This window comes from Luteolibacter arcticus, from assembly GCF_025950235.1.
GTDB lineage: Bacteria > Verrucomicrobiota > Verrucomicrobiia > Verrucomicrobiales > Akkermansiaceae > Haloferula > Haloferula arctica.
Map to the genome: position 1 here is coordinate 1 of NZ_JAPDDT010000031.1, position 26,185 is coordinate 26,185.

At 63.3% G+C, this 26,185-nt stretch carries 21 protein-coding genes; 16 read left to right on the top strand and 5 right to left on the bottom strand.

Annotated features, from left to right (window positions below):
• Positions 1-194: 194 nt before the first annotated feature.
• Positions 195-1,019, bottom strand: a complete 825-nt coding sequence (locus OKA05_RS28925; protein WP_264490714.1) for a PP2C family protein-serine/threonine phosphatase — start codon at positions 1,017-1,019, stop codon at positions 195-197.
• Positions 1,020-1,203: 184 nt separating this feature from the next.
• Here OKA05_RS28925 and OKA05_RS28930 point away from each other — a divergent pair, with 184 nt between their 5' ends.
• From OKA05_RS28930 to OKA05_RS28960, 7 genes are all read left to right on the top strand, one after another.
• Positions 1,204-2,226, top strand: coding sequence for a glutamine synthetase beta-grasp domain-containing protein (locus OKA05_RS28930; protein WP_264490715.1), 1,023 nt, complete (start codon positions 1,204-1,206; stop codon positions 2,224-2,226).
• Between the two features lie 299 nt (positions 2,227-2,525).
• Entirely contained in the window at positions 2,526-3,374 is an 849-nt protein-coding gene (gene ypfJ / locus OKA05_RS28935) for a KPN_02809 family neutral zinc metallopeptidase (RefSeq protein WP_264490716.1), read from the top strand.
• Positions 3,375-3,509: 135 nt separating this feature from the next.
• Positions 3,510-4,601, top strand: coding sequence for a Gfo/Idh/MocA family protein (locus tag OKA05_RS28940; protein WP_264490717.1), 1,092 nt, complete (start codon positions 3,510-3,512; stop codon positions 4,599-4,601).
• Between the two features lie 540 nt (positions 4,602-5,141).
• Positions 5,142-6,368, top strand: a complete 1,227-nt coding sequence (locus OKA05_RS28945; protein ID WP_264490718.1) for a glycoside hydrolase family 76 protein — start codon at positions 5,142-5,144, stop codon at positions 6,366-6,368.
• A gap of 593 nt (positions 6,369-6,961) precedes the next feature.
• Positions 6,962-7,324 (top strand): hypothetical protein, encoded by a 363-nt coding sequence (locus tag OKA05_RS28950; RefSeq protein ID WP_264490719.1) that lies wholly within the window; start codon positions 6,962-6,964, stop codon positions 7,322-7,324.
• Between the two features lie 68 nt (positions 7,325-7,392).
• Positions 7,393-7,590, top strand: coding sequence for a hypothetical protein (locus tag OKA05_RS28955; RefSeq protein ID WP_264490720.1), 198 nt, complete (start codon positions 7,393-7,395; stop codon positions 7,588-7,590).
• Between the two features lie 337 nt (positions 7,591-7,927).
• Complete coding sequence (locus OKA05_RS28960; protein ID WP_264490721.1) at positions 7,928-8,908, top strand: choice-of-anchor A family protein; 981 nt, start codon at positions 7,928-7,930, stop codon at positions 8,906-8,908.
• A gap of 136 nt (positions 8,909-9,044) precedes the next feature.
• Here OKA05_RS28960 and OKA05_RS28965 read toward each other — a convergent pair whose 3' ends face one another.
• Positions 9,045-10,619: a hypothetical protein gene (locus OKA05_RS28965; RefSeq protein ID WP_264490722.1), complete on the bottom strand. Its 1,575-nt coding sequence runs from the start codon at positions 10,617-10,619 to the stop codon at positions 9,045-9,047.
• Positions 10,620-10,662: 43 nt separating this feature from the next.
• Positions 10,663-10,953, bottom strand: coding sequence for a hypothetical protein (locus OKA05_RS28970; protein ID WP_264490723.1), 291 nt, complete (start codon positions 10,951-10,953; stop codon positions 10,663-10,665).
• Between the two features lie 175 nt (positions 10,954-11,128).
• Between OKA05_RS28970 and OKA05_RS28975 the strand changes: the two genes are divergently transcribed.
• The 9 genes from OKA05_RS28975 (at position 11,129) to OKA05_RS29015 (ending at position 24,907) form a co-directional block, all read left to right on the top strand.
• On the top strand, positions 11,129-13,102 hold the full coding sequence (locus OKA05_RS28975; protein WP_264490724.1) for an RNA polymerase sigma factor: 1,974 nt from the start codon (positions 11,129-11,131) through the stop codon (positions 13,100-13,102).
• Between the two features lie 4 nt (positions 13,103-13,106).
• Positions 13,107-14,066, top strand: a complete 960-nt coding sequence (locus tag OKA05_RS28980; protein ID WP_264490725.1) for a hypothetical protein — start codon at positions 13,107-13,109, stop codon at positions 14,064-14,066.
• A 125-nt stretch (positions 14,067-14,191) separates the two neighbouring features.
• Positions 14,192-15,031 (top strand): MYXO-CTERM sorting domain-containing protein, encoded by an 840-nt coding sequence (locus tag OKA05_RS28985; RefSeq protein WP_264490726.1) that lies wholly within the window; start codon positions 14,192-14,194, stop codon positions 15,029-15,031.
• 37 nt (positions 15,032-15,068) lie between these two features.
• Positions 15,069-16,160, top strand: a complete 1,092-nt coding sequence (locus tag OKA05_RS28990) for a phosphopentomutase (RefSeq protein ID WP_264490727.1) — start codon at positions 15,069-15,071, stop codon at positions 16,158-16,160.
• A gap of 128 nt (positions 16,161-16,288) precedes the next feature.
• Positions 16,289-17,500, top strand: a complete 1,212-nt coding sequence (locus OKA05_RS28995) for a hypothetical protein (RefSeq protein ID WP_264490728.1) — start codon at positions 16,289-16,291, stop codon at positions 17,498-17,500.
• Between the two features lies 1 nt (position 17,501).
• The gene (locus tag OKA05_RS29000; protein WP_264490729.1) at positions 17,502-19,019 is read left to right on the top strand and encodes an MBOAT family O-acyltransferase; all 1,518 of its coding nucleotides are present in this window, start codon (positions 17,502-17,504) and stop codon (positions 19,017-19,019) included.
• A gap of 243 nt (positions 19,020-19,262) precedes the next feature.
• Complete coding sequence (locus OKA05_RS29005; RefSeq protein WP_264490730.1) at positions 19,263-22,562, top strand: ankyrin repeat domain-containing protein; 3,300 nt, start codon at positions 19,263-19,265, stop codon at positions 22,560-22,562.
• A gap of 3 nt (positions 22,563-22,565) precedes the next feature.
• Positions 22,566-24,233, top strand: a complete 1,668-nt coding sequence (locus tag OKA05_RS29010; protein WP_264490731.1) for a sensor histidine kinase — start codon at positions 22,566-22,568, stop codon at positions 24,231-24,233.
• On the top strand, positions 24,230-24,907 hold the full coding sequence (locus tag OKA05_RS29015) for a response regulator transcription factor (RefSeq protein WP_264490732.1): 678 nt from the start codon (positions 24,230-24,232) through the stop codon (positions 24,905-24,907). The genes OKA05_RS29010 and OKA05_RS29015 overlap by 4 nt, the downstream gene beginning before the upstream one ends.
• A gap of 301 nt (positions 24,908-25,208) precedes the next feature.
• On the opposite strand, the gene OKA05_RS29020 is transcribed toward OKA05_RS29015, so the two are convergent.
• Together OKA05_RS29020 and OKA05_RS29025 are read right to left on the bottom strand one after the other, a co-directional pair.
• Positions 25,209-25,373, bottom strand: a complete 165-nt coding sequence (locus OKA05_RS29020; RefSeq protein WP_264490733.1) for a hypothetical protein — start codon at positions 25,371-25,373, stop codon at positions 25,209-25,211.
• A gap of 233 nt (positions 25,374-25,606) precedes the next feature.
• On the bottom strand, positions 25,607-25,969 hold the full coding sequence (locus OKA05_RS29025) for a hypothetical protein (RefSeq protein WP_264490734.1): 363 nt from the start codon (positions 25,967-25,969) through the stop codon (positions 25,607-25,609).
• Positions 25,970-26,185 lie beyond the last annotated feature (216 nt).

Consider the following 26,185-nt stretch of genomic DNA (forward strand, 5'->3'; position numbering starts at 1 on the left):
CACTTTCAAACCCTGCCAGGACCGGCTTTCCGTCTCTAATTTTCAACGAAATCGGCCTTAAGTAAGTGCCATTCGAGGCGGGACCTTACTGTCCCGTTCATTCCTGTTCACACTTTCCGCCGGGCTCTTGAGCCGAGCCGAGGAGGCCGTCTGTCCAAAGCGACAGTAAGGTCGCTGCTCCTTATGCCAAAAAATCAGCACACCTCGATCAAGAGCGCGGTGGTGTTGTCGCGGCCGGACTCGTTCACGGCCTGCATGACCAGCGTCGCGGCGCACAATTCGCCGCGGGCCATTTCGTTGATTCTCTTGTCCCAAAGGCCGTCCACGAGGCCGTCCGAGCAGATCAAGAAGCGATCGCCCGGCTGGCAGGCCACGCGGCCGATGTGCGGGTCGATCTTCTGATTCCCGCCGCCCAGCGCTTGGGAGAGGGAGCTTTTCCCGGGGTGGCTGCGTGCCTCGCGCTCGTTGATCTTCCCCGACCGGCGCAGCCAGCCGACGTGCGAGTGGTCGTGCGTCACCTGGGTCATCTCGCCGTCCTTTTGCAGGTAGTAGATCCGGCTGTCGCCGATGTGGGAGAAGCACATCCAGCCCGGCATGAACCAGCACAGGCTAAGGGTCGCGCCCATGCCGTGGCACTCCGGGTAGTAGCGGGAGAGGTCGCTGATCGACCCGTGGATCCGCTCGAAGAGCTCGCGGAGGATGTCGGCAAAGCCGGTGTCGAGGTGCTGGGCCGCCATTCCGAAGCTCTGTGGCAGCAGCCGGGTGATCTTTTCCACGGCGATCTTGCTGGCGAATTCGCCCGACTGCGCGCCGCCCATGCCATCGCTGACGGCGAAAACGAAGTCCGCTTTCTCCATGGTGCTGCTGCCGGTCTTGCCGAGGTAGTGGATCTCGGTGGCGTCAAAGGTCACGCCGAGGAAGGCGTCCTCATTGTTCTTCCGGAAGCGCCCGACATGGGTCATGCCGGACCAATTGAGCGTCAGTGGCGGAGTGGCTGGATCGAGACCGGGTGTCGTCACGCGGGGTGATCCTGAGCGGCCGGGGAAAGCCGGAGAAAGGAAAAAATTCGGGCCGTGCTTGCCGGTTGGCCCGGCGACTGCTTTTTGGTGCGCGGTGCGCGCGCCATGCACGCACTGGGGGCCTACACGCCCCTTTTTTCATCCGCACGAATCCCCGCGATCCGAACCACAACCTAAGAAAACGATGCCCAAGTTCAAATTGGAGTACATCTGGCTCGACGGCTACACCCCCGTCCCGAACCTCCGTAGCAAGACTCAACTGAAGGATTTCGATTCCTTCCCCACCCTCGAGCAGCTACCTCTCTGGGGCTTCGACGGATCGTCGACCCAACAGGCCGAAGGCCGCAGCTCGGATTGCGTGCTCAAGCCCGTGGCCGTTTTCCCGGACGCATCCCGTAACAACGGCGCGCTGGTGATGTGCGAGGTCATGATGCCCGACGGCGTCACCCCGCACCCGTCCAACGCCCGTGCCACGATTCTCGATGATCCGGACACCTGGTTCGGCTACGAGCAGGAGTATTTCCTTTATGAAGACGGTGCCCCTCTCGGTTTCCCGAAGAATGGCTACCCTGCTCCACAAGGTCCGTACTACTGCGGTGTCGGCTTCAGCAACGTCGGTGACGTTGCCCGCCAGATCGTCGAAGAGCACCTCGAGCTTTGCCTCGAAGCCGGCATCAACCACGAAGGCATCAACGCCGAAGTGGCGAAGGGCCAGTGGGAGTTCCAGATCTTCGGCAAGGGTTCCAAGAAGTGTGCCGACGAAATGTGGGTTGCCCGTTACATCCTGAACCGCCTGTGCGAAAGCTACGGTGTGGATGTGAACTACCACTGCAAGCCGCTCGGCATGGAGCTCGATTGGAACGGCTCCGGCATGCACTGCAACTTCTCCACGAAGTACATGCGCGAAACCGGCGGCAAGGAGTACTTCGAAGCGCTCATGGCGGCTTTCGCCAAGAACCTGGACGAGCACATCGCCGTCTACGGTCCCGACAACCACATGCGCCTCACCGGTCTCCACGAAACGCAGTCGATCGACAAGTTCACCTACGGCATCGCCGACCGCGGTTCCTCGGTGCGTGTCCCGCACAGCTTCGTCAACGCCGGCTACAAGGGCTACCTTGAAGACCGCCGTCCGAACTCGCAGGGCGATCCTTACCAGATCTCCAGCCGCGTGCTGAAGACCATTGCGGAAGTGCCGCTTCCCTGATCTTTCCAGGCCATAGCACTCCATTCAAAGCGGCCGTCCGGGTAACCGGGCGGCCGTTTTTTTTGGGGGGTAAGGAGCCGGGGCCTTACTGTCCCGTCATTCCCGTGCACGCACACTTTCTCCGAAGGGACGTCTTGAGACGAGGCGGGGAGGCCGGTCTGTCCAAAGCGACAGTAAGGTCGCTGCTCCTTACGGGTTGCTGCTCCTTACGGGTGGGAAACGCTGGCGGTGGGTCGATTCGGGATTGCGGGAGGGCCGGAACTGCGCTCAGTGTGTGAGGCTCAATCCTCAATACGAACATGCGCTGGGAAGGACGACGTCAGAGTGGGAATGTGGAAGACCGCCGGGGCCGGGGGGGCGGTGGAGGTCTGGCGCTGGGTGGCGGGCTCGGGACGCTGGTCCTGCTGCTGGTCGTGTGGTTCCTGGGCGGGGATCCGATGCAGTTTCTCCAACAGACCCAGAGCGGGGGCGGATCGGTGGCCGAGGCTCCCGCGTCGCCGGAGGATGAACGTGCCAAGGCTTTCGTCAGAACCGTGCTCGCCGATACCGAAGACATTTGGAACGAGGAGTTCGCGCGGATGGGCCAGACTTATGAGGAGCCGAAGCTGGTGCTCTTCACTGGCATGGTCCAAAGCGGCTGCGGCGGGGCGAGCTCGCAGATGGGGCCTTTCTATTGTCCGGCGGACCGCACGGTATACATCGATCTCTCGTTCTTCCACGAGCTGGACCAGAAGTTCGGTGCGGCCGGGGATTTCGCGCAGGCCTATGTGATCGCCCACGAGGTGGGGCATCATGTGCAGAATCTGTTGGGCATTTCGGGCAAGGTCCACGAGGCGCAGCAGAGCGCGGGTGAGCGGGGGGCGAACGAGTTGTCGGTGCGGCTTGAGCTGCAGGCGGATTTCCTGGCCGGGATGTGGGCGCGCAAGGGCCAGCAGAAGTTCGATTTCCTGGAGCAGGGCGACCTGGAGGAAGCCCTGAATGCCGCCAACAAGATCGGCGACGATACCTTGCAGAAGCAGGCCCAGGGCCGCGTGGTGCCGGACTCCTTCACCCACGGCAGCTCGGTCCAGCGCATGCGCTGGTTCAAGAAGGGCCTGCAGAGTGATCGATTCGACCCGAACAACACGTTCCAGACCGACGACCTGTGAGAGGCGGTCTGGGAGAAGACCAAGACCTAAGGGGCGGGACGCCCCTTCAACGGACTGGGGCAAGATGCCCCAGCTACAGCAAGATGCCCCAGCTACATTTTCAGAAGACCTCTAACGACGACCTCTAACAGACCCATGCAACGCCGCCCCTTTCTCGCCACGCTCGGTGCCACCGCCGCTGCCATGACCACCGGAGCCCGTGCCCAGGAACCCGCCGCGGGCAAGAAGCTCGGCTGGGCGCTGGTCGGCCTCGGCTCGCTCAGCAAGAACCAGATCGCTCCGGCGCTCCAGAAAACGAAGCACGCGCGCCTCGCCGCGATCGTCACCGGCACGCCGGCCAAGGCGACCGAGTGGAAGGCGAAGTACGCGATCCCCGACAGCCACGTTTACGACTACGAGACCTTCGACAAGATCGCGGAGAATCCGGACGTGGATGTGATCTACATCGTGCTGCCGAATTCGATGCACGAGGAGTTCGTGGTCCGCGGGGCGAAGGCCGGCAAGCATGTCTTCTGCGAGAAGCCGATGGCGAACAGCGCGGAGGAGTGCCGCAAGATGATCGCCGCGATGAAGGCGGCCGGGAAGCAGCTCGGCGTGGGCTATCGCTGCCAATTCGAGCCGCATCACCGCGAGTGCATGCGCTTGGCGAAGGAGAAGGTTTTCGGGCCGCTGAAGTTCATCGAGGCGGGCTTCGGGTTCCAGATCGGCGATCCCAAGCAATGGCGGCTGCGCAAGGAGCTTGCGGGTGGCGGTGCGCTCATGGACGTGGGAGTGTACGCGCTGCAGGCCTGTCGCTATCTGACCGGTGAGGAGCCGGTCGAGATCACGGCGCAGGAGGTGAAGACAGATCCGGTGAAGTTTGCCGAGGTGGATGAGACGATTTCCTGGTCGATGAAGTTTCCTTCCGGCGTCGTGGCGTCGGTGATGACGACCTATGCTTTCAACGGGGCGAATTTCTTCACGGCGATCTGCGAGAAGGGCCGCTTCGGCATGGATCCCGCGTATAGCTACGATGGGTTGAAGGGCTGGACCTCGAAGCCGGACGTGAAGATCGAGTTCCCTGCGGTGGATCATTTCGCGACGGAGATGGATGCGTTTTCGGAAGCGATTCTGAACGGCAAGCCGTTTGCTCCGGCAGGGGAGGAAGGTCTCCGGGATCTGCTGGCGGTGGAGGCGATCTATCGCTCGATCAAGGATGGCAAGGCGGCGAAGGTGGAGGCCATGTGAGGAGGGCCGATGCTCTAAGGTAGGCGCGGTGGTGACACCGCGGAAGCTGTCCTTGCGGTCTGCTTTTTCACTGGCTTCCGCGTTCTCACGAACGCGCTTGCGGTTGCCGGTCCCTGCGATCCCGGAGGGATCACAGCGAGTAGCCGGTGGTCGCAGCCGCGCAGCGGCGAAGACCACCGGATCGAAAGAAACGGGAAAGGAATCCCGGAGGGGATTCCAGCCGGGCCGGAAGGACACCGTGGCACCTAACAATTCCCAGCAGGTCGAAGCCAGAATGAGAATGCGGGCAGCGTCCGATGTTCCTGCCCGGCTCGCATCCCTCCGGGATGCCTTTCGCTCCGTGCATCAACCGGGGGTGTCGCTTCGCTCAACCCCCGGCTACTTGCTGCTTCCCCTCCGGGGAAAATGACCCGATCTGGCTGCGTTCTCTGCGGGGAAAATGACTCGTTCGGATCTCTATCCCGGTAGTTTTTGCAATAACTCTCACGGACGCGCCTACGGTTGCCGGGGCCGCTCTTCCCCTCTTCCCATTTGCACGCCATGATCACCCGCTCCGCCTTTCTCAAGTCGCTCGCTGCGACTGCGCTGTTGCCGCGTTTTTCTGCGGCGGAAAAACCGGCCGCGAAACCGGATTTCGCGAAGGCCTTCCGCGACGGGATGGCGACGCTCGATGAGATCTTCTGGGTTCCGGAGATTGCCAACTGGCTCGACCGTCCGGGGAAGGACCTGCGCGGTCATTTCGAGGGGAAGATCAATCCGCCGTGGTGGTCGTGTGCAAATGCGGTCGAGGCGATGGTGGATTTCATGAACGTCACGCGCACGAGTCTTTACGATGCGCGTCTGCGCGAGATTCATGCGGGCAATGTCCTGCGGGGGAGCCGCTTGCCGAAGCTGGCCGACTCGCTCCGCAAGCAAGAGAAGTGGACGGAGGCTGACGAGGCGAAGCTGCGGCGGACGATGAAGTCGCTGGATGCCGGGAAGATCCATGGCAGTGAGTTCCGCAATGAGTACCTCGATGACTCCGCCTGGTGGGGCATTGCCTGGCTGAAGTTTCACGAGCGCACCACGGACCCGCGCTACCTGCGGACCGCGGTGGCCATCCACAAGCACCTGGCGAACAACTGGCGCAAGGAGGGTGGCGTCTCGTGGGCGGAGGAGGCGGACAAGCGAGACCCGAACGCGATCACCAACAGCTTGTTCGTGGTTCTTTCCGCCCGGCTCCATCGGGTGACGAAGCAGCAGGACTTCCTCGGCTGGGCGGAGAAGACGATTGCGTGGGAGAAGGAAGCGAAGCTCTACAACGGGACCGGAATTGTTGATCGACCCGGTCACAAGGGCGACTACTGGACTTATAACCAAGGGGCGTATCTCGGCGGGCTGGAGGCGCTGCATGCGGTCACGGGGAAGCAGGCGTGGCTTGATGAAGCCGCGGCGGTCGCCACTACGATCATGGAGAAGTCGGGCGTGGTCCTCGGGGATGGTGTTTTGTACGAGAAGCTTAGTACCGAGGGCTGGGACGTGGGGATGTTCAAGGGCATTTGTGCGCGCTACTTCGGGATCCTGTCGCGTTCGTTGAAGCGGCAGCGGATTCATCCGGAGGTCTCCGGCAAGCTCGACCGGGTTCTGGCCGCCAGTGCCGGGGCTATTCTCAAGTTGCCTCAGGAAGGCGGGCTTTATCCCCTGGAGTGGCAGCCGCCGCCGCGGGCGAAGGTCGTCAATTACAACACCCAGCTCTCCGCTCTGATCGCCATTGCGGCGGCGCTTTGAAGGGGGTGGTGCGAAGGTGATGGGCTGTTGAAAAACCCGGCTCCCGGCCCCGCGATCCCGGAGGAATCCCAGCGAGTAGGCGGTGGTCGCAGCCGCGCCGCGGCGAACACCACCGGACTCAAGGAAGGCGAAAGGAATCCCGGAGTGGATTCCAGCGGGGTAGGAAGCATAGCCGGCGTCTAAAAATTCCCGCCAGACCGGAACCGGAATGAGGATGCGGGCAGCGTCCGGTGTTCATGCCCGGCTTGAACCCCATCCGGGGTTCCCTTCATGCGGCCTTCTATCCGGGGGTGGCGCTCGTGCCTCGCTTACCCCCGGCTACTGGCTGCTTCCCCTCCGGGGAAGATGACTCGGTCTGCTGTTTCCCCTCCGCGCTGCGGGCTCCCTGGCCCCGGCCCGTCCCAAGCGACAGTAAGGTCGCTCCTCCTAAAGTCGGGGATGGGGGCGCGACGGTAGGGTCGCGGCTCCTTATGTCGGGGATGGGCGGTCCAAACCTGGCGGAAATTTTCGCGGCTTTCCGGCTCGCGAAACCGCGGACTTGCCCTAATGCGGAAGCTGCGCCTTAGTGCGAAGTCTGCCAAAATCGCACTACCATGAACTCTCCATTCCACCACGACCGTCGCGCTTCCTCGCTGCTGACCCGCGTCCGCGAGGACATTTCCCACCTCCGCCAGGATGTGGGCAACCTGTTCCACCACACCGCCCGCTACACGGTGCCGCAAGGCGCGAGGGATCTGGCTGATACCGCCCGGCATCGCCTGGTCGAGGGGGGGCACCTGGCTGCATCGCGCCTGCGCTCGCTGCGTTCCAGCCCGCCGCGCCAAGCGATCGGCGTGCTAGGCGGCGCGATCCTCGTCGGAGTGCTGGCGGCCGGCATCTACGCCATCGTGAAAAGCGAGAATGGCTCCCGCGCCCGCGCCCTCGATGGCGAGTCGCCGGACGACATTCCCGTCTGAGCGGAAAGAGAATCTGCGGAGGAAATCAGGTTGCGCCGGCGTGGATCGGCGCGACGCGTGGGGTTGCCATGATTACCCGGAGCATCCCCGCGGAGGACGTGCTGGTCGCGCATGAGCTGGCGGCCCTGGAGATCTGCGAACTCCGCCGGAAAGGCATCCCGTACCATCTGGAGGAGCACGCGGATCGGAGCGGTCGCCATCTCGATGTGGTTCGGGATTCTCGGGCGGATCGGGCGGAGAGTGCTGCTTCCGGCGAGGAGCGGTGAGGGGAGTGGCGACGCTGTTTCGCTGGCCGCGAAGAGTGCATCCGCTGGTGGGGCTGATCTGAGCGAAAAAAGGGGGAGGCGTGTCCAGATGTTGGCCGATTTTGAGGCAGATCGCACGATGTTGGTATAAAAACGCATGTAGAATTACGTAATGGCATGTCTTTATGCAATGCGGGGTGTTGAGGGTTACGTGATTGCGTAAGTACGCGCAATACGTTGAGGTAGAGTGGGTAGCAGGTTTATGATGTAGATTTGTCCGATTTTGCGCCTATTATACTTGCGGGGTATTTGGGGCGAGACTACCTAGCCGCGGCTCGTTCCTCCAACCCCACCGCCTGTGAAAATTGTTAGTTCGCTTCTTGCCGGAGTATTGTTGCTCGGCGCTACCCCCCTGCATGCCGCAAACGTGATGATGGATCTGCTGGATCGATTCAACGTGATCGCCGGCGACTACAAGGCAGGCAACGAAACCGAGGGCTCCGCCTTCGTTTACGGCACCTACAAGCCGACTGCCGGTCGTGCCCGATTCGGTTTCAATGACGGCCAGGTCGGGAACGACCGGGAAGCCACGCTCTGGCTGAACAATGGCGTGGGCAACGGGAACGCCACCACCTTGCTGAGTGGCAGCGTGGTCAGCCGCACCGACGTCAACTCCGGCCGGTTTACGCTGAACGGGAATGCGCCGGGGACCCCGGGGATCACCACTGGCGAAACGGCATGGAGCAATGCGCTCTCAAGCGTGGGCCTGACGAGCGTCAATAATCTCACCGGCATGCTCGCCCTGGCGTCGCGGCAGTGGTCGCAACTCGCGGCCAGCAGCACCGGCTCCGCCCCGGGCAATGGCTCCTACACGATCAACGCCGTTTCCACGACCATTGATGGGCATCAGGTGGCGGTGTTCAATGTTTCCGGTGACGTGTTGTTCGGCCAGAATAACGGATTCGACCGGCTGGAACTGAACCTCAATGGCGCGCAGACGATCCTGATCAACGTCTCGGGAACGGACATCACCATCGCGAAGAACTTCACGAATGGCTTCACGAACAACGAGAAGAAGATCCTCTTCAACTTCTACGAGGCCACCTCGCTGACGGTGAATCGCAATGTCCGAGGCGGGATCTTCGCGCCTTTCGCGAACGTCAACCAGGTGAACACGAACCTCGATGGCACGGTGGTGGCGGCCAGCCTGAACCAGACCGCTGAGATTCACAACGAGCGCTTCGATGGCTATCTGCCCTTCTCCACCACCATTCCAGAGCCCACGACCGCGCTACTCGCGGTAGCCGGTCTTGCCATCGCGCTCCGCCGCAAGCGCTGAGGGTGCCGGAGTGAAGAACCTCCCGGCCCGCCTGTTAGGGATTCAGGGAGAACTCTAACAAGCTGTTAAAGAGCCAATGCGGAGGGGCGGGACGCCCCTCCAACGGACTGGGGCAAGATGCCCCAGCTACTGTGGGTTACGGATTCAGCAAGGGCTCTAGGAGGCTGTTGAAGTAGTCCTTCTGAACCTGCGAGAGGGGTAGGGTGGCGACGGCCTTTTGTGCGACCAGGGGTTGGACATCGGCCAGACTTGGGAAGACCTCGTTGAATGCTGCGGCTTGGCGCTGCGGGTCCTTCATTTGCTGGACTTGTTGCCACGCCACGATCGGTTCGTTGAATGCCACCGCCGCGGCAATGGCGCCGCGCGCTTGATCCTGCTCTTGCTGGGCGGGGAGGGTTCCTGCCCACTGGACCAGATCGCCGGTCGTGCCGCCGGCGTCGGCCCAGCCGGTTACGGTGGCCGGGATCGCTGCGAGCCGGGCGGAGGAGCCGGAAAGCTCTGCCACCGCATTCGCGGCCTGCGCCGGATCCTGGGTGGCCCATGATTCGAAAAAGTCCGAGACGACCCGGGTGGAGGGATTCGATTCGCTGCGGAGTTGGTTCCAGGCATGGGCGGGATCGCTGCTGGCCCAGGCACCATAGACGCTGGCTAGCGCCGCATCGCCTCCTTCGCGGGTGGAAAGACTGCGCGCCCACTCGAGAGCAGCTGCAGGATTGTCGCGCACGAGAGCTTGGCCGATCTCGGTCGCCGCGCGTTCGAAGTACTGGAGATTCGGATCCGGGAGGGAGCGCAGGGCCCGCTCCGCCTCGGCCGGGGTCATGTCTTCGAATTCACCATCCGTGGACGGATTCTGCCGGCGCGCCGCCAGCACGCGCTCGGTGAAGGTGGCCTGCATCTTCGAAACGGAGTCGCGATAGATCTCGCCGGCATCCTGCGGACTGGCTTCCGCCATGGCGGAGAGCACGGCGGCGAGCGCGTAGGCGCGGTCGCCCTCGCGATCGAGCGAGCGGGCCCAGGCAAGCGCCGCCGCGGAATCGAGGGCTCCGAGATGAGTGCCGATCGCGAGCTGCGCCGCCAAGCGGCAGGGGGTGGACCCGATGCCGGAGGCGAGGCGCTTGGCGGCCTCCACATCCTTCACCACGAGATAAGGGACGATGCCGGTGATGGTGCGGTCTTGTTCGATTCCTGCGAGCCGCTGTTGGGCCCAGTCGAGTGCCGTGTCCGGATCGTGACGAGCCACATTGAGGATGGTGCGATGAATGATGCTCGAGAGCGTGGGCGAGGTGATCGCGCGCTCACCGAGCTCGGGGATCACTTGAAGGAGGATGGGTCCGAGGATGCTCCAGCGGCGGCCATCCTCATCGAGGACTTCCATCTCATTGATGAAGGCGAGGAAGCCACGCATGTCCTCCTGCATCCAGCGACGGAGCAGGCCGGGCAACATGTCCTTAATGATCTCCTCATTGCCCGAGTCCAATGCCTCGCGCACGAGCTGCGCCCAATCGCCCGGCTTCGCCACAGCCACTGCTGCGGCGAACCGGGTGGCACCGTCATGACCGTCCCACTTGCCCGCAGCGGGTGCGGCGGGAGTGTCCGTCTTTCCGGAAACGATTTCCGGATTGGACGGCACAGCCAACCACCAAGTGACCGCGGCCAGGGCCAGCAGGACCAAGGCGAGGCGAACCTTTGTGGATTTCAAGAAAGCGATCATGACGATACGATGAAGGGTGGAGCTCGAAACAGCAGTCAGGCGATCAGAGCTTCTTCGGCACGCGAATCGCCACCACCGTGGCGGTCGTGTTTCCCTCACTGTCCTCGGCGAGGACGCTGAGCTCCGCGGTTTTGGATCCGGGGGTCAGGTAGGGGAGGATCTCTTCGACCGAGACCGATCCCTTCCACTTCTTGCCCTTGATTGCGACCGGCACCGACTGGCCATTGATCCATGCGCGGATGGAGGCGACGTCGGCCTTGTTGCGGATCTGCCCGCCGACCTCGAGTCGCTTCACGCCGGCCACTTTCTTCGGGGTGGCCTGCTTGGCCACCACCAGCAGCGGCGGGGCATAGAGCGTATTGGCACGGATGTGTACGGGAATGGACGGGACAGTAAGGTCCCGGCTCCTTACGGGAAGGATCCGCCTTTACTGCTTGAAACGTGGGGGTGCGGGCGGGCCTTGATTTTTCCTGTCACACTTTCGCGGCGACCGGGGGATGATGGGTGAGATGAGCGACCGTCCCGATGCCTCCCTACTGGAAGCGTGGTCCGCCGAGGGTTCCGAGGAGGCCTTCGCGGCCTTGGCGCGGCGGTATGGCGGGCTGCTCTATCATGCGGCGATGCGCCGGACCGGTCGCAGCGATCTCGCCGGGGAAGCGGCGCAGAATTCCCTGCTGATCCTGGCGCGGAAGGCGCCGCGGCTGGGGCATCTGCCGTGCCTCTCCGGCTGGCTGCATCGCACGGCGTGCTACGAGGCGGCGAAACTCCTGCGCCGTGAACAACGGCACCATGCGCGTATGAAACAGCTCCCGCTTCCGGATGGCGATGGTGCCGGCGACGAGGCGTCTCCATGGCAAGACATTGCGCCGGTGCTGGACCAGGCGCTCGATGCGATGCCGGAGAAAGACCGCGAGGTGATCTTCCTGAAGTTCTTCGATGGCCTGAGCTTCGAGCAGATGGCGCGTCAGTTCGGCGGCGAACCGGCGGCGTGGCGGCAGCGCGGATCGCGGGCGCTGGAACGGCTGCGGCTTCATTTCCGCAAGCGCGGCGTGGCCGTGAGTTCGGCGGCGCTTTCGTCGGGCTTGGGCATGTCGCTGGGCCAATCCGCGCCGACGGCTTTCCTCGCATCGCTTCCCAATGCGTCCGCCGCGGTTACGGCCCTTTCATGGCAAACCCTCACCCTCCACTCGCTTCATCTCATGAAACTGAAACCCGCCGCGGCGATCGCGGCTGTCTTGCTGCTATCGCTGCTGCCGCTGGGCATGCAGGCGAGGGCGATCTCCGATGCGCGTGAACGCGTTGCATTGTTAGAGAAAGGCTTTGCGACCTCGCAGACGTCTTCCTCACGGCAGGCTCTCGCTTCCAGTCGTGCCAATCCATCGGTGAATCTTGTCGCGCTCGCCGATGCCTTGCTCGCCGCGAAGGAAGGTGACCTGGTGAAGCGATTCACGACCGAGAAGAAAGTCGCCGCGATGGACGTGGATGAACTCGAGCGGCTGCTCACGGAATCGACGGTCACCGAGCTGGGTCGCGCGGAACGCCTTGAGCTTGTGAAAGCATTGTTCCGTCAATTCTGCCGGCTCGCGGAGAAGTCCGGGATGCCCGGGGAGCGGGTGGTCGCGCTCACGCTGCGTCTCGCGCCGTCCATCCAGTCGGGCCAGGGGACGCTGTGGAATCTGGCCGGCAACCATGTGAAACGCTGGGCGGAAAACGACCCGGACGCGGCGGTGGCGTGGTATCGTCAGATGGAAAAGCCTCCGGCCGGCGTGGAGTATTCGACGCTCGTCGCGCGGGCCTTCGACGGGCTGCATCGCCGGAGTCCTGACGAGGCGGTGGCCTTCTTTCGCTCGGTCACGGATCAGGAGAAGCACGCGATCATCGGCGGTGGCGGGGGGGCGGATCAGCCGGAGCTGATGCTGGATCTCGCCTCCGGGATCGGGGATGATTTCCTGCGCGGGATCTGCATGAACGTGCTCTTTCAACGGGCCGATGGGCGGTCTCCGCAGGAGGTGCGCGGCTGGATCGACAAGTTGCAGCCGCCTGCCAATGAGGCGGCCCAGTTGCTGGCCTCTGCGGCCGCGGGGTCTCCGGGCGGCGAGGTGTCGGCCGAGGATGCGGCCAAGCGAATGGACTGGCTGCGGGAAACTGCGGCGGGGCTGGATGTCTCGCAAGCCACCGGAGTCCTTCTCTTCAATATCCTGCACTCGAAGCCGGACATGGTGACGGAGCTGCTGGATGCGGAGTGGGAACGCCATCCGGACGAGCGGATGCTGGCAACCTACATCAGCCGGTGTATGGCGGATGAGAGATTGATCCTGGATGCGATCCCGCGCAGCGCGAAGATCACGGACCCGCAACTGCGTGACTCGGCGCTGGTGATGATGCTGCTTTCGACGCGAGGCGAGCCGGACGCCCGCGAACTCGCGCGCAAGGGCGGCCTCTCCGAGGAAGAGATCGACCGCCTGATGTCCCTCAATCCGTGAAACCATGAAAGCGACCTTGCTTGTGATCATACTCGCCGCGATTGCCGCCGGATGGTGGCAGGGGCAGGAGCTGTCCCGCCTGAAGCAGCGTGAAGCGGAACTCGGTGGCGCATCGGCCAAGGCGGGTGTGCCGCTGGAGACGACCGCGTCGAAGTCCTCTCGACGGGATGCCAAGGCCGCGCTGGATGGCGCGGGATTCGTGGCGCTGCTCGCGAAGTCCGTGGAGAAGGGCAAGCGACCGTCGAAAGGGGAGCGGGTTTTCCTGCGAGACCAGATTGCGGCGGCCTCCGGACGCGAATTGAAGCAGTGGGTGGTGGCGTTGCGTGACAGTCCGCTACCTGAGGAGCTGAAGAAGGAGGTCCTGGTCTCGATCGCACCGCGGCTGGCGGAGCATGATCCAAAGCTGGCCGCCGAACTGGTGATCGCCGGTGACGAAGGGATGCCCTTCCGGTCGGTCCTTCGCACGTGGCTGGCGAAGGATGCGGTGGCGGCTGCCGCGTGGCTGGAGGAAATCGAGCCGCCGCAATTCCGGAATCCGGAGTATCTTGATTTCCCTGGGCTGTGTCTGGCGGCGAAGATCGCTGCTGATCCGGCGAAGGTGGACGAGCTGTTAGTGTCCGATCAGAAGAAGATGCTGGGTGCGCTTTGGGAACTCTCCGCGATCCAGACTCCGGCGGATCTGTCCGGCGTGCTGCAGCGTATTTCCCGCGAGTCATCGCTGCCGGAAAGTGAACGGCTCCTGGTGATTCGCGGCGTTTTATCAGGATACCGGGATCCGGCGATGGCGCGGCAAATGTTGGTGGATGTGGCATTGCCAAGGGAGCAGTTCGTGCAGGTGGCGGCGGCCATGATCCGGTCGCTTGATCCTGCGGGGAAGGCCGCGAGTGTGGAGTGGGTGAAGTCGCTGCCCGATGCGCGGCAACGTGAGGAGCTGCTCAAGGAGGTGATGAGAAAGGATGGGTGATGGGTGGGGGTTTCTGCGGGCTTGCTTGAGAAGCCCGCGTGTCGAGGATGGCAATCGTGGAAGAGCTTCCTGCGCGCCGCTGGAACCCGGGATTTGTCGTCATGCGCTGGCGGCATCTGTTCTGGGTGCTGCCGGTGCTGGGGCTGCTGGCGGGAGTGATCTGGTTCTTGATGCAGCAATTCAAGGAAACCACCGTCTCCGGATCGATGGTTTACTACCCGAGTCGTACCTCGTCGATGAGCGACGAGGAGAGGGCTCGCGAGGGGATTGAATTCCTGACCTCCAAGCGGGTTGTTGAGGGCACCGCAAGGCGATTGTCGAGGTCGATGACCTGGGGGCTGAGCTCCGACATGAATGTCATTCGCTCGCGCCAATCGGTGGAGGTCGATTCGAGCATAGGGCTCTCCGCGATCGAGTTGACGGTGACGGGTCGCGGTGAGAAGGCTGCCCACGAAGCGTGGATGGCGATTTACGAGACAGCCCGGGAGATCGCTGCGGTGGAACAGGTTGAGTTCGAGCGAACCCGGATCGTGGTCCTCGAGGAAGAGGTCATTCGCTTGGAGGGTGAGGTGGCAGCCCTTGGGCTAGCTCCCGTCGTGTCGCAGGCTCCTGCTGGCAGACCGGCCCATCTCCTCTCGCTCGACAAGCTTCCGGGAAGCGAGGACATCGGAGCAATGCTGTCGCAGTTGGATGCTTCCCGGAAGGAACTGAAGGAGCTGAAGGGGCTGGGAGGGAGCCAATGGTGCGGGACTTCCTTTTTTGAACCGGTCGGCCTGATTTCTCCTCCTCACTTCCCGGCGCCTGCCTTGCCCGTCGGTCCCATGGGGATGATAGGGCTTTGCGGAGCCTCGGGGTTTGGTGGCGGGCTGTTCATGGCAGTGTTCCTTGCCTACGTCATGGAATGGCTGCGACCTCGCCGGGTCGAGCCGCTTTCAGCAATTCCGGCGGATGGACCCGACATTTGACTGGGAGTGAGAGGGCTTTTGGGAAGCATCACTCCCGGTGAAGCGGGCGCTCGTGATCGTGTTGGATTCCGTCGGCTGCGGCGGGGCGAAGGATGCGGCGGCGTATGGTGATGAGGGCGCGGATACGCTGGGCCATCTCTTCGAGCGCGAGGGGCTGGAGCTGCCGAACCTCGCGAAGCTCGGGTTGCTTGATGTGCTCGGGCGTGGTGAAGCGGCGACGCTACCCGGCGCGGCTTGGGCGGTGATGAGCGAGGCCTCGGCTGGCAAGGACACGACGACGGGTCATTGGGAGCTTGCGGGCGCGGTGCTTGAGCGGGCGTTCGATACCTTCGGGTCGTTTCCGCAAGATTTGTTAGGTGAGATCGGCGGGCCGTTCCTTGGCAACAAGGCGGCCTCGGGGACGGAGATTTTGTCCGAGCTAGGCGAGGAGCATTTGCGCACCGGACAGCCGATCGTTTACACGAGTGCGGACTCGGTGTTGCAGCTCGCGGCGCATGAGGAGCGCTACGGCTTGGAGAAGCTGTGGGCGCTGTGCCAGCGGGCGCGCGAGGTGCTGGACCGCCGCGGCATCCGCATTGGCCGGGTGATCGCGCGGCCTTTCCTGGGTGACAGCGCGGCGACCTTCAAGCGCACGGCGAATCGCCACGACTACTCGCTGATGCCGCCGGAAACGATGCTCAACCGCTTGCAGGCGGCGGGCGTGGAAACCATCGGGGTGGGGAAGATTTCGGATATCTTCGCGGGGTCAGGGATTTCCGAATCCCACCCGACCCGGTCGAATGCGGATGGGATGGCGGTCATTGAGAAGATTTGGGCGGAAGGGCGGGGGCATCCGCACCTGGTCTTCGCGAATCTGGTCGATTTCGACATGCTCTACGGCCACCGGCGCGATCCGGCGGGCTATGCGCAGTGCCTGCGGGACTTCGATGGGTGGCTTGGCGGGTTTCTGCCCAAGGTGGGGGATGATTTCCTGCTGCTGACGGCGGACCATGGGAACGATCCCTACCACGCCGGCACCGACCACACCCGGGAGCGGGTGCCGCTGCTGACGGTGAATGCGCCGCTGCCGCTGGAGGACTCGGCGGATTTCACGCAGGTGGCGAGGCTGGTGGAGCGGCATTTCGCGTGAGGGGCGGTCTTTGGAGGGGCTTGCGGGGAGCGGGGAATTCAGGCGGAATGAATTCCGCGTTCCCAGTGGGGGGTGCCCGGCACGGAAGACGTTTGACACCCCGGCGAGGCGTCCTTCATACCCCGTCCATGTCTGCCTTCCGGGGATACACCGTCGGCTTGGTTTCCGTGATCGCGGTGACCTCGCTGGTGTCCTTGGCGTTGAATACCTTCGTGAACCCGTGGCGGGTGACGCCGATGCCATGGTCGTCGCAGGAACTGGACCCCTACCGGGACATTTCCTCGCAGATCCGCACGGGCAAGGCCGGCATCGTGCGCGCGAACAAGGAGATCGGCGTGGGGCTGGTCGGCTCGTCGCGGGTCGCCAATGGCCTGGACCCGGAGTACACGGGCTGGCACCGCCACGATGTGGTGAATCTGGGGTGCAGCGGCGGCTTCATCTACGAGAGCAGCGCGCTGGCCCGCTACCTGATGGAGGAGCGGAAGGTGGAGCTGATCCTCTTCGGCGTGGATCCCGGCGATCTCAGCTCGAAGACCGACACGCGGCCGATGGGCGACTTCCACGCCTCCCCCCTGGCCGGGAACGAAGACCGCTTCAACCGCGAGATCCGCTACCTGATCGGTGTCTCGACCCTCGAGGCCTCGGTCGAAACGCTCAAGCGCGCCTCGACCCACGAGCAGACGCAGTACACGCCGAAGGGGCTGCGGGCGAACCCGAAGAAGAAGGGCCAGCGAGCCCAGATCGAATTCATCAGGGATCGCATCCAGGGCGAGGCGGAATTCGATGTGCCGGATACTTCCAAGCCAGCGGTGAATGACGACAAGGCCCGCGTGTTAGAAGAGCTGATGCGCGATGCGCGGAAGAGGGGCGTGCGGATGATCACCTTCATCCACCCGACCCATGCGCTGATGAATGCGCGTGCCGGGGATGCGGCGAATCCGCCGGTGGTCTTCGAGCATGAGCGCCGCGCGGTGCTGGAGCTGGCGCAGAAGGTGAATTCCGAGAGCTTCGACGGGCCGCCGGTCGAGGTGTGGGACTTCGCCGACTACCATCCTCTGAATTGCGACCCGCTGCCGCAGGACCGCGAGTCCTCCATGCCGCATTGGGGGGACCTCGGGCACTACTCGATCGAGATCGGCAATGTGATCCAGAGCCGCATCATGGGCTGGCCGGTGCCGATGCCGGGCGCGGAGACTTACGGCACCCGGCTGACGGCGGAGACAATCGAGCCATGGTTCAATCACGTCCGCGAAGGCTACAAGGCCTACCTCACCGGCTCGGGCGCGGCGGATGTGGCGCGGAAGGAAGAATGGATTTCGGAAGCCGAGGCGAAGAAGTGACATGCCGTTCAATTCCTACTTCTACCTCTTCGTCTTCCTGCCGCTGGCCCTGCTCGGCTATCACCTGCTGTGTCGGGCGCCCTTCCGCCTGTCGCTCGCCTGGCTGGTGCTCGTTTCGCTCTACTTCTACGGGATCTGGAATCCGGATCCGGAGCAGCCGTGGTCGCCGAAGTACCTGGGGCTGATCATCGGATCCTGCGTCTTCAACTACTACCTGGGTCGTAGGTTATCGGTGCTGAAGTTCTCGCGGCCCGGGAAGCTGCTGCTGACCGGTGGCGTGACGGCGAATCTGCTGCTGCTGGGCTACTACAAGTATGCGGGCTTCCTCGCGGGGATCAGCACGGAGATGACGGGGTGGCCGGGTGACATCGGCGTCATCGTGCTGCCGCTGGCGATCTCTTTCTTCACCTTCCTGCAGATCGCCTACCTGGTGGATGCCTATCGGGGTGAGACGGAGGAGTATCACTTCACGGACTACCTGCTGTTCGTCACCTTCTTCCCGCACTTGATCGCGGGCCCGCTGATCCATCACCGGGAGATGATGCCGCAGTTCGAGCGGAACAAGGATCGCGGGCTGAGGTCGAAGGACTTCGCGATTGGCGGGACGATGCTTGCGCTGGGGCTCTTCAAGAAGGTGGTGCTGGCGGACTACCTGGCCCGCACGGCCACGCCGATCTTCGCGCTGGCGGCCGGGGAAGGTCGCGACCCGACGATGCTGGAGGCGTGGGCCGGCGCGATCACCTACACGCTGCAGCTCTACTTCGACTTCTCCGGCTACTCGGACATGGCGCTCGGCTCGGCCCGCATGTTTGGCATCCGCTTCCCGCTGAATTTCCACTCGCCCTACAAGGCGGTGTCGGTGGTGGATTTCTGGCGGCGCTGGCACATGACGCTGTCGCGCTTCCTGCGAGACTACCTCTACATCCCGCTCGGAGGCAATCGCAAGGGGCCGAAGCGGCGCTACGTGAACCTATTCCTGACGATGCTGTTAGGCGGCCTGTGGCATGGTGCGGGCTGGACCTTCATCGTGTGGGGCGCGCTGCACGGGCTCTACCTGTGCATCAATCACGCGTGGTTTGGCCTGCGGAAGAAGATGTCATGGCGGGCGATGCCGAAGCCGCTGGCGATCGGCCTGACTTTTCTCGCGGTGATCGTGGGCTGGGTGTTTTTCCGTGCCCACGACTTCGGCAGCGCGACCCGGATGCTTGCGGCGATGTTCGGCTTCCATGGGTTCGATGGCTGGCCGCCGGATGCCGTGGTGGTGGTTAAGGGCAAGCGGGCGCTGGTGCCGATCGTGATCGGATTGATCGTGGTGTGGGCGCTGCCGAATACGCAGGAGTTCCTGCGCCGCTATCGGCCGGCGCTGGACATCGAGGAGGCGACGGGGACCCGGACCGGGGTGCACCGGTGGTGGCAGTGGCGGCCGACGTGGCCGTGGTTGCTTTTCACGGTGGCGATTCTTTATGCGGTGGGGCGGGACTTTGATCAGTTGAGTGAGTTTATTTATTTCCAGTTTTGAGGAAGAGAACGAACCGCGGAGACGCAGAGATCGCAGAGAGGAACGCGGAGGGTTGGTGGTGGTGGCGAGGAGGCCGGTCTGTCCAAAGCGACAGTAATGTCGCTGCTCCTTATGGGCCGCGCGTGGGGGGCGGCCGATGGGGGTGGAGCTGACTGCAGAGACGGCTCGCGCTCCCGGCGCGTCATCTTGCACTCATGACGATTCCATGACAAACCGGGGATCGGAAGCTGCCATCTTCACCTCATGAGACGAATCCCCATCCGCCGCGCGGGCCTTTTGCTGGTGTCCCTGTTGCTTCCCGTGTTCCCGCTGGCCGTGCGGGCTCAGGCTCAGGAGGCCGATCTGCGTGAGTTGCTGCGCGATGCGCTTTACACGGAGGAAGTCACCCGCGATGCCGAGGCTGCGGCGAAGCAGTATGAGGCGCTGCTTTCGCAGCACGACGCCGAGCGTGCGTTTGCGGCGTCGGCTTTGTTCCGCCTTGCGGAGGTCCGCCGTAAGCAGGATCGGAAGGACGAGGCGATCGCGCTCTATCAGAAGCTGCTCGCGCGCTTTCCCGAGGCGGAGGTGGAAGGGAAGCTGGCACGCGACAATCTAACAACCATGGGCGGAAAGCCGCCGGAACCGGGCGCTGCGGACGGTGCGCGGGAGATGAGTCCGGCCGAGAGGAGGCTCCGCGTTCAGCAGGACAATATCGTCTCGATCGAGGCCCTCGCCGAGACCTCGCCCGACGTGCGCAAGGAACAGTTGCTTCCCGCGATCCAGTCGGATTGGCCGCTGGTGGTCGAGCATCTCCTGTCCAAGGGCGTCGATCCAGGCATGCCGAGTGCCTTGGCCACTGCGGCGCGGATGGGGAGACGCTCGATCTGCAAGCTGCTGATCGAGAAAGGCAAGCCGTCCGCGGAAGAAGCCGGCAATGCCCTGGCGGAAGCGATTCGAGCGGACCGGACGGAGATTCTCACCTTCCTGCTAGAGGAGGGGCTCGACGCGAACTCGCCCGTGACGGGGGTCATCGACGTGCCGGTCTCCCCATTGGTCGTCGCGGCGGAAGAGGGAAACCTCAAGGCGGCAACCGTGCTGCTGGACCACGGCGCGGACATCGACTTCATGATTCCTTTGTCCGGCGTACCCGGAACCTCCACCTTTGTGGGCACCGCACTTCATGTGGCCGCCTTTGCAGAGAAAGGGCTTCCCATGTTTCGCCTGCTGCTCGAGCGAGGGGCCAAGCCGGACTTGCCCACGCCGAATGCAGGTGTGACCCCGCTGCACGTGGCCGCGGCGAAAGGACTAGCGGACGGTGTGGAAATGGTGAAGGAGCTTTTGGAGCGAGGCGCTGATCCCAATCGCATGAGCACTCTGCCCGTGGCTGAGCCGGTCCACAGTATCTATGAGATGGTGACTCCGCTCGGACTCGCGCTGTATTACGAATCCGCGGCGAAGATCGAAGCGATGCTCGCCAAGGGTGCGAATCTCAACCTTCACAATGGAGAGGGGCGCACCGTGCTATCCTCGGTAGTGCAGAATAAAGATGCAAAGTGGATTGAAACGCTGCTTCGCTGGAAAGCGGATCCGAACGTCGCCGACAAGAACGGGGCGACACCGCTGACAATTGCCGCTCATGCTGCTGACGAAGCGACCGTCCGCCTTTTACTGGAAGCAGGTGCCGACCCTAACAAGCCGAGCGGCAAGCGCTCGCCCCTCGACTTTGCCATCAAGCAGGATCGTGGCTGGCCGATCGTCGAACTGCTGATGGCGAAAGGCGCCAAGCCCGAAGCCGCGGTCTTCAAGGAAGCGGTGGAATCGAAGAAATGGGATGCCGCGATGAAGATGTTAGACGCCGGAGCTCCGCTGCCCGAAGCCGGGACCGACTATCCCTGGACCGCTCCGCTGGTCGTGGCCATGCAGTCCGCCGAGGCGCTGCCGCTGATCGAGAAGATGATTGCGATGGGGGCCAAGCCTGAGGACGCCTGGATCAAATCCGGCTTTGGCAAGGGGCACTACGGTGGCTACGTCGACCAGATTCCGCGGGTGGTGCGTTCGTTCCTGTTCCGTCGTTTCGTGCTGCCGCAGATAGAGGGAAGCCCCGCGGTTCGTGTCGTCCTCCATCAACCCGGGGGAACGAAGATCACCGTGCTGGATGATCCTTTGCCCCCCCTTGCGCCGAGATCGCTTGCCCAGTCGCTGCTCGAGCCGACGCAAGCCTTGGATGTCTTTCCGAAGTTAACTCCCAGCGATCGCCTCACCATCTGGAGAAAGTCCGGCGAAGCCTGGACCGCCGCTGTGGATCTCCCGTTCGATAGCAAGGAGGACTTCCCCTCCCTGCAGCGAGGTGACGTGGTCGAAATCACCGAGGGTCCCGATGCGGCCAACGCCAATCTTCGAAGTCAATCGACCTCGGGTGGCGTCTTCTCTCCGGACTTGCAGTGGTCGCTGCGCCGCCGCGTGTCATTCCCCGTGACCGTCGAGATCGATGGCAAGGCGCAGGAAGTCACCTTGCGCGGGGACCGGATGGTCTTCGATCCGAGTCGTCCTGAGATCGTGCCCCTGGGGGGAGCCCGGCAGGTGATGCAGTATCTGTGGCAACCGGAGATCGATGTCACCGAGACTTACGTGGAAAACGGGCGCAAGTTCATTGAGTCGATGGAAGTCGTCATCAAGCGCGACGGTTGGCCGGATGTCCGGATTCCCTACCGTGATTCGCAAAAGGACTTCCCGCTGCGCGCCGGCGATCGCATCGCGTTTACGTCGCCGAAGGTTTCGGAAGGCCGCCTCGCCGACATCCGGAAGCATGGCATCGTCGTGAAGGCGGCGAACGGTCCCTTCGTGCGGAAGTTCGGCAGATTCGGTGGCAACAACACATTGGTCCCGGCCACGATCCCGACGCTGCTGCAAGCGGTGGCGGAAGTCACCCAGCGTTCTAGCATGAAAGGTGCGCCCGACGATCCGGTGGCGTTGCGCTCTTGGTTGCTCCATCGCAGCGGTTGGCTGTTCGCCTACGTGCAGCGTCCGGACCTGTCGAAGATTCGCATCCGGCGGCTGCAGGAGGATGGCACGGAGAAGATCCTGGAAATCGATCTCGCGAAGACGATTGCCGACACTCCGGAAGACGCGTCGATTGAAGAGGTCCGCAAGGCCGATGTGGAATTGCAAGGGGGAGACATCGTCGAGATCACCTCGCTGCCGGCAGACAAGGCGAAGCCGTGGACCGGCCTGAGCCTGCGGGAGGAGAGCTTCTTTTCCAAGGCGCTGAGCTGCCGCATTCAGGTGACCGATCCCACCGGCGATATCCGGGTCCAGGAGATCCGGTTCCGTGCTCCGAAATTAGTTTCGACCGATGCGGGTCTGATTTCGTTGCCGGTGCCTGAGGCCGTGTCCTCACTCAACGGATCGGCTTCGCTGAATTCGGACATGAATCCCAATGTGAGCCGCGACGGGCAGCCGGGAGTGAACATTTCCCTGCGGGACGTATTCCTGAGAGAGGGAGACCGGATCACCATGCAGAGCGTTCCGCTGCCCCGGCCTCGAGCAGTTGCTCCCACTCGCTGAGCCATGCCGCGACGTCGTCCACCGTCCCTGCTGGTCGCCTGGCTTGCCGTGGTGATCCCGCTGATCACGCTCGGGGTATTCGCGTGGCGGGGCATCGAGGCCCAGGCGTATGCGATCCGCAGGGAGAAGCAGGCGGAGACGGAGTATCTGGTGAAGCAATCGGCGAAGGAACTCACCCGGCGGCTTCAAGGGTCGGTGGTGGAGATCCGGACTTATCCCGATCCACCACGGCCTGGGAATCCGGCTCCGGAGGATGCGATCCTGGATGGCAGCGATCGTGACGCGCTGGTGGCGCTGCGGGATCGCGCTGACGCGGGGCTCTCTCCGGCCGGCTTGCCACGGCGGGTATTGGCGGCACTGCGGCTAACAGATTTCACTTCTTCGCCCGGCGCGCCGCTTCCCTCGGGCGAGGTCGCGCCGCTGGTGCGCTTGGTCACGGAGGAGTGTCCATCCGTGCTGACATCGCTGGTGCTGGAGAACCTCTTGCCGGCCTCGGGTGCGGACCTGGATCTCTGGGAGAAGCAAATGGAGATGGTGGAGATGTCTCGCCGTCATCCGGAAGGCGGGCTGATCATGGAGGACGATTACGTGTGGCTCGGAGCGCGTGGGGAGCGCATCCGTTACGTGAGCTCGGAAGCGATTGCCGCGGTGCTGGGTGATCTGAGAGGTGGGCCTTACATGGTGTGGCTGACCAGGGAACCGGTCACAGACACGGGTCTGGAGGATCCTTTCGTCTCCGCCAGCGCGAAGGTGGAGATGGACGCGGGCTTCTGGTTGCACATGCGCCTCATTCCGTCGGCGGCCATCATCGATACTGCGATCCGGAATCAGAAGAAGTGGGCGGCATCCTTGTTAGGAGTGGCTGCGATGGTTTCATTCGGCGGGCTTTTCATGCTGCATCGCACGCTCCGCCGGGAGCGGCAGCTCAATGAGATGAAGAGCCAATTCGTCGCCAGCGTGTCGCATGAGCTTCGCGCGCCGGTGGCATCGATCCGGCTGATGGCGGATGCGCTGGAAGCGGAGAAGGTGGCGCCGGAGACGGCAAAGGAATTTCACCGGCTGATCGCGCGTGAAGGAGCGCGGCTCTCGACGCTGGTGGGGAATGTGCTGGATCACGCACGGATCGAGCAGGGGAGGAAGGTGTGGAGGATGGAGCCGTGTGATCTATCGGCACTGGTGGCGGATACGGTGCGGGTGATGGAGCCGCTGGCGAACGAGAAGTCGATCGGGCTGAAGGTGGAGCTTTCGCCGGTGGAGGCCACGGTGGATGCGGATGCGATCCAACAGGCGCTGGTGAACCTGCTGGATAACGCGATCAAGTTCTCACCGCCGGGCAGTGAGGTGACGACGGTGCTCGCTTGCTACGATGAGCGTCGTACTTGGAGGCTGTGCGTGCGGGACGAGGGGCCGGGGATTCCGAAGGACGAGCAGTCGCGGATTTTCGAGCGCTTCTACCGGCCGGGCGATGAGCTGCGCCGCGAGACGCAGGGGACGGGCATCGGCCTGAGCCTGGTGAAGTCGATCGCCGAGGCTCATGGCGGCAGGGTGACGGTGGAGAGCGAGCTGGGGAGGGGGAGTGTGTTTGTCTTTGCCGGGAGCGCAGGGCTTGAGGCCGGCTCGTTGGACCATTCAGGCCGGTCTGAAAACCGGCGCTCCCGGGAACAATCATGAGACTGCTGGTTATCGAAGACGAAGCGCCGATGCGCACGGCGCTGGTGGAGACACTGAAGGCGGAGGGCTATCGGGTGCTGTCCGCGGCGGACGGTGTGAGCGGGCTGGAACTCGCCTGCACGGAGGCGTTCGATCTGGTGCTGCTGGACGTGATGATGCCGGGGCTGGATGGCTTCGCGGTGTGTCGCGAGTTGCGTAATCGCGGTCGCACGCTGCCGGTGCTGATGCTGACCGCGAAGGGTCAGGTGGATGACCGGGTGGAGGGACTGGACAGCGGTGCGGACGATTATCTGGTGAAGCCGTTTTCGCTGAAGGAGCTGCTTGCGCGGGTGAGGGCGCTGCTGCGGCGGCGCGAGCGCGAGGATGCCGTGGGCAGGGAGTTCTCGATCGGCGCGGGGCAGGTGGATTTTTCGAAGCGGTCGCTGGTGCGCGGCGGGACGCGGCATGAGCTCTCCGAGAAGGAGGCGGGGATGTTGCGGTTGCTGGCGACCCATGCCGGGGAAGTGGTGAGTCGCGAGAAATTCCTGGATGTGGTGTGGGGTTACCATGCTTACCCGAGCACCCGGACGGTGGACAATTTCATCGCGACGCTGCGGGCGAAGCTGGAGGAAGATCCGGGCAATCCGCGGCACCTGATTACCGTGAGGGGCGCGGGGTATCGGCTGGATTTGTGAGGGGCGGAGGAACGCAGATCTAATCGAGAAGGAGACTGTGATGGATGGGATAGGGAGGCCCACTCGAATGCTGGCCGCTCGCAATCGGCACTGCCATCCTGTCTTCCATCTGTGTCAATCTGCGTAATCTGCGGTTGGATATTCCAGCCGCTTCGGCGTGGTCGAAAACCGGAAGCCATCAACCGCAGATGACGCAGATGAACGCAGATTAAGAGGATGGGATGAAATGGAACTCACTGCGGGGCTTGGGATTTCGATTCCGTGCATCTATCCATCCTTCGGAAGTAGGGCGAGTTCGGCTTTAGGCGAGTGGCGTTGTGTTTGCGAGGTGCTTGATGCGTCGCCAGCGCCAGGCGAGGAAGGCGGACCAGAGGCCCAAGCAGGAGAAGAGCAGCAAAGCGTCCGGACATCGCCAGTAGCGGACGTGGGATGTGTGCAGGTATTGCCCGTAGTCCGTGCGCTTCATTTCGGACTTATAATATCGGGAGGTGAGCGTGGAGGGCCCCATCACGCTCGCGGAAAAGGGCACTGCTGACAGGTAGGTTGCATTGTTGGCGCGGCGCACTTCCCAGACTTCTCCCCGGACAATACCCAACAGGGAGGACCCATCTCCGTACGAAGTCGCCCACACCCATCCGAAAAAGCAGACGGCCAAGAGGCCGAGCCAGAAGCTCTTCCAAAGGTAGAAGGAGTGTGGTGTCACGAAATGGTTTTTACAATCCGCTGCATCCGTTGCCAGCGCCAGGCGAGGAAGGCGGACCAGAGCGCGAGGAAGGAGATGAGGATGATCCCGTGGGGGAGGGCGGTGGTGGTGAATTTCGTGAAGACGCCCTCGAGCCAGAATCCGCTGAGGGGAACGCGGTCGGTGGCGATGTCGAAGGTGCCGCCGACGGGCTGGACGACCTGGCTCCAGCCGACCTTGCCTGCGCCGTTCCATGCGAAGCCTTTGCCGATCCACACAATGCGTGAGAAGTAGCGATGGGAGTCCCACCACGCCCAGGCGAGGAAGCTGGCGACGAAGAGGCCGAGCCAGAAGGAGGGCCAGCGGTGGAGGGGGTGCATGGGTGGAGCGTGAAGCGGCGAGGACCCATCACCAATCTTCCAGTGATCCATCGGGGTGATGCTGTGCGGAGGGGAGGAGAGAATGGGGGCGTGGCGATCGGTGATTCGCCTTTGCAGCGTGGGGGACAGTAAGGTCCCCGCTCGAATGGCGCTCACTTAAGCGGCCCGCTTGGTTTTCCCCTTGTTCGGTTTGTCCCGGTAAACTCCCCGCGGTGC

Excerpts from the sequence above, each read along its gene's own strand:
- OKA05_RS28930 (WP_264490715.1), top strand. The coding sequence starts at position 1,204 with ATGCCCAAGTTCAAATTGGAGTACATCTGGCTCGACGGCTACACCCCC.
- ypfJ (WP_264490716.1), top strand. The coding sequence starts at position 2,526 with ATGCGCTGGGAAGGACGACGTCAGAGTGGGAATGTGGAAGACCGCCGG.
- OKA05_RS28940 (WP_264490717.1), top strand. The coding sequence starts at position 3,510 with ATGCAACGCCGCCCCTTTCTCGCCACGCTCGGTGCCACCGCCGCTGCC.
- OKA05_RS28945 (WP_264490718.1), top strand. The coding sequence starts at position 5,142 with ATGATCACCCGCTCCGCCTTTCTCAAGTCGCTCGCTGCGACTGCGCTG.
- OKA05_RS28950 (WP_264490719.1), top strand. The coding sequence starts at position 6,962 with ATGAACTCTCCATTCCACCACGACCGTCGCGCTTCCTCGCTGCTGACC.
- OKA05_RS28955 (WP_264490720.1), top strand. The coding sequence starts at position 7,393 with ATGATTACCCGGAGCATCCCCGCGGAGGACGTGCTGGTCGCGCATGAG.
- OKA05_RS28965 (WP_264490722.1), bottom strand. The coding sequence starts at position 10,619 with ATGATCGCTTTCTTGAAATCCACAAAGGTTCGCCTCGCCTTGGTCCTG.
- OKA05_RS28975 (WP_264490724.1), top strand. The coding sequence starts at position 11,129 with ATGAGCGACCGTCCCGATGCCTCCCTACTGGAAGCGTGGTCCGCCGAG.
- OKA05_RS28980 (WP_264490725.1), top strand. The coding sequence starts at position 13,107 with ATGAAAGCGACCTTGCTTGTGATCATACTCGCCGCGATTGCCGCCGGA.
- OKA05_RS28995 (WP_264490728.1), top strand. The coding sequence starts at position 16,289 with ATGTCTGCCTTCCGGGGATACACCGTCGGCTTGGTTTCCGTGATCGCG.
- OKA05_RS29000 (WP_264490729.1), top strand. The coding sequence starts at position 17,502 with ATGCCGTTCAATTCCTACTTCTACCTCTTCGTCTTCCTGCCGCTGGCC.
- OKA05_RS29005 (WP_264490730.1), top strand. The coding sequence starts at position 19,263 with ATGAGACGAATCCCCATCCGCCGCGCGGGCCTTTTGCTGGTGTCCCTG.
- OKA05_RS29010 (WP_264490731.1), top strand. The coding sequence starts at position 22,566 with ATGCCGCGACGTCGTCCACCGTCCCTGCTGGTCGCCTGGCTTGCCGTG.
- OKA05_RS29015 (WP_264490732.1), top strand. The coding sequence starts at position 24,230 with ATGAGACTGCTGGTTATCGAAGACGAAGCGCCGATGCGCACGGCGCTG.
- OKA05_RS29020 (WP_264490733.1), bottom strand. The coding sequence starts at position 25,373 with ATGAAGCGCACGGACTACGGGCAATACCTGCACACATCCCACGTCCGC.
- OKA05_RS29025 (WP_264490734.1), bottom strand. The coding sequence starts at position 25,969 with ATGCACCCCCTCCACCGCTGGCCCTCCTTCTGGCTCGGCCTCTTCGTC.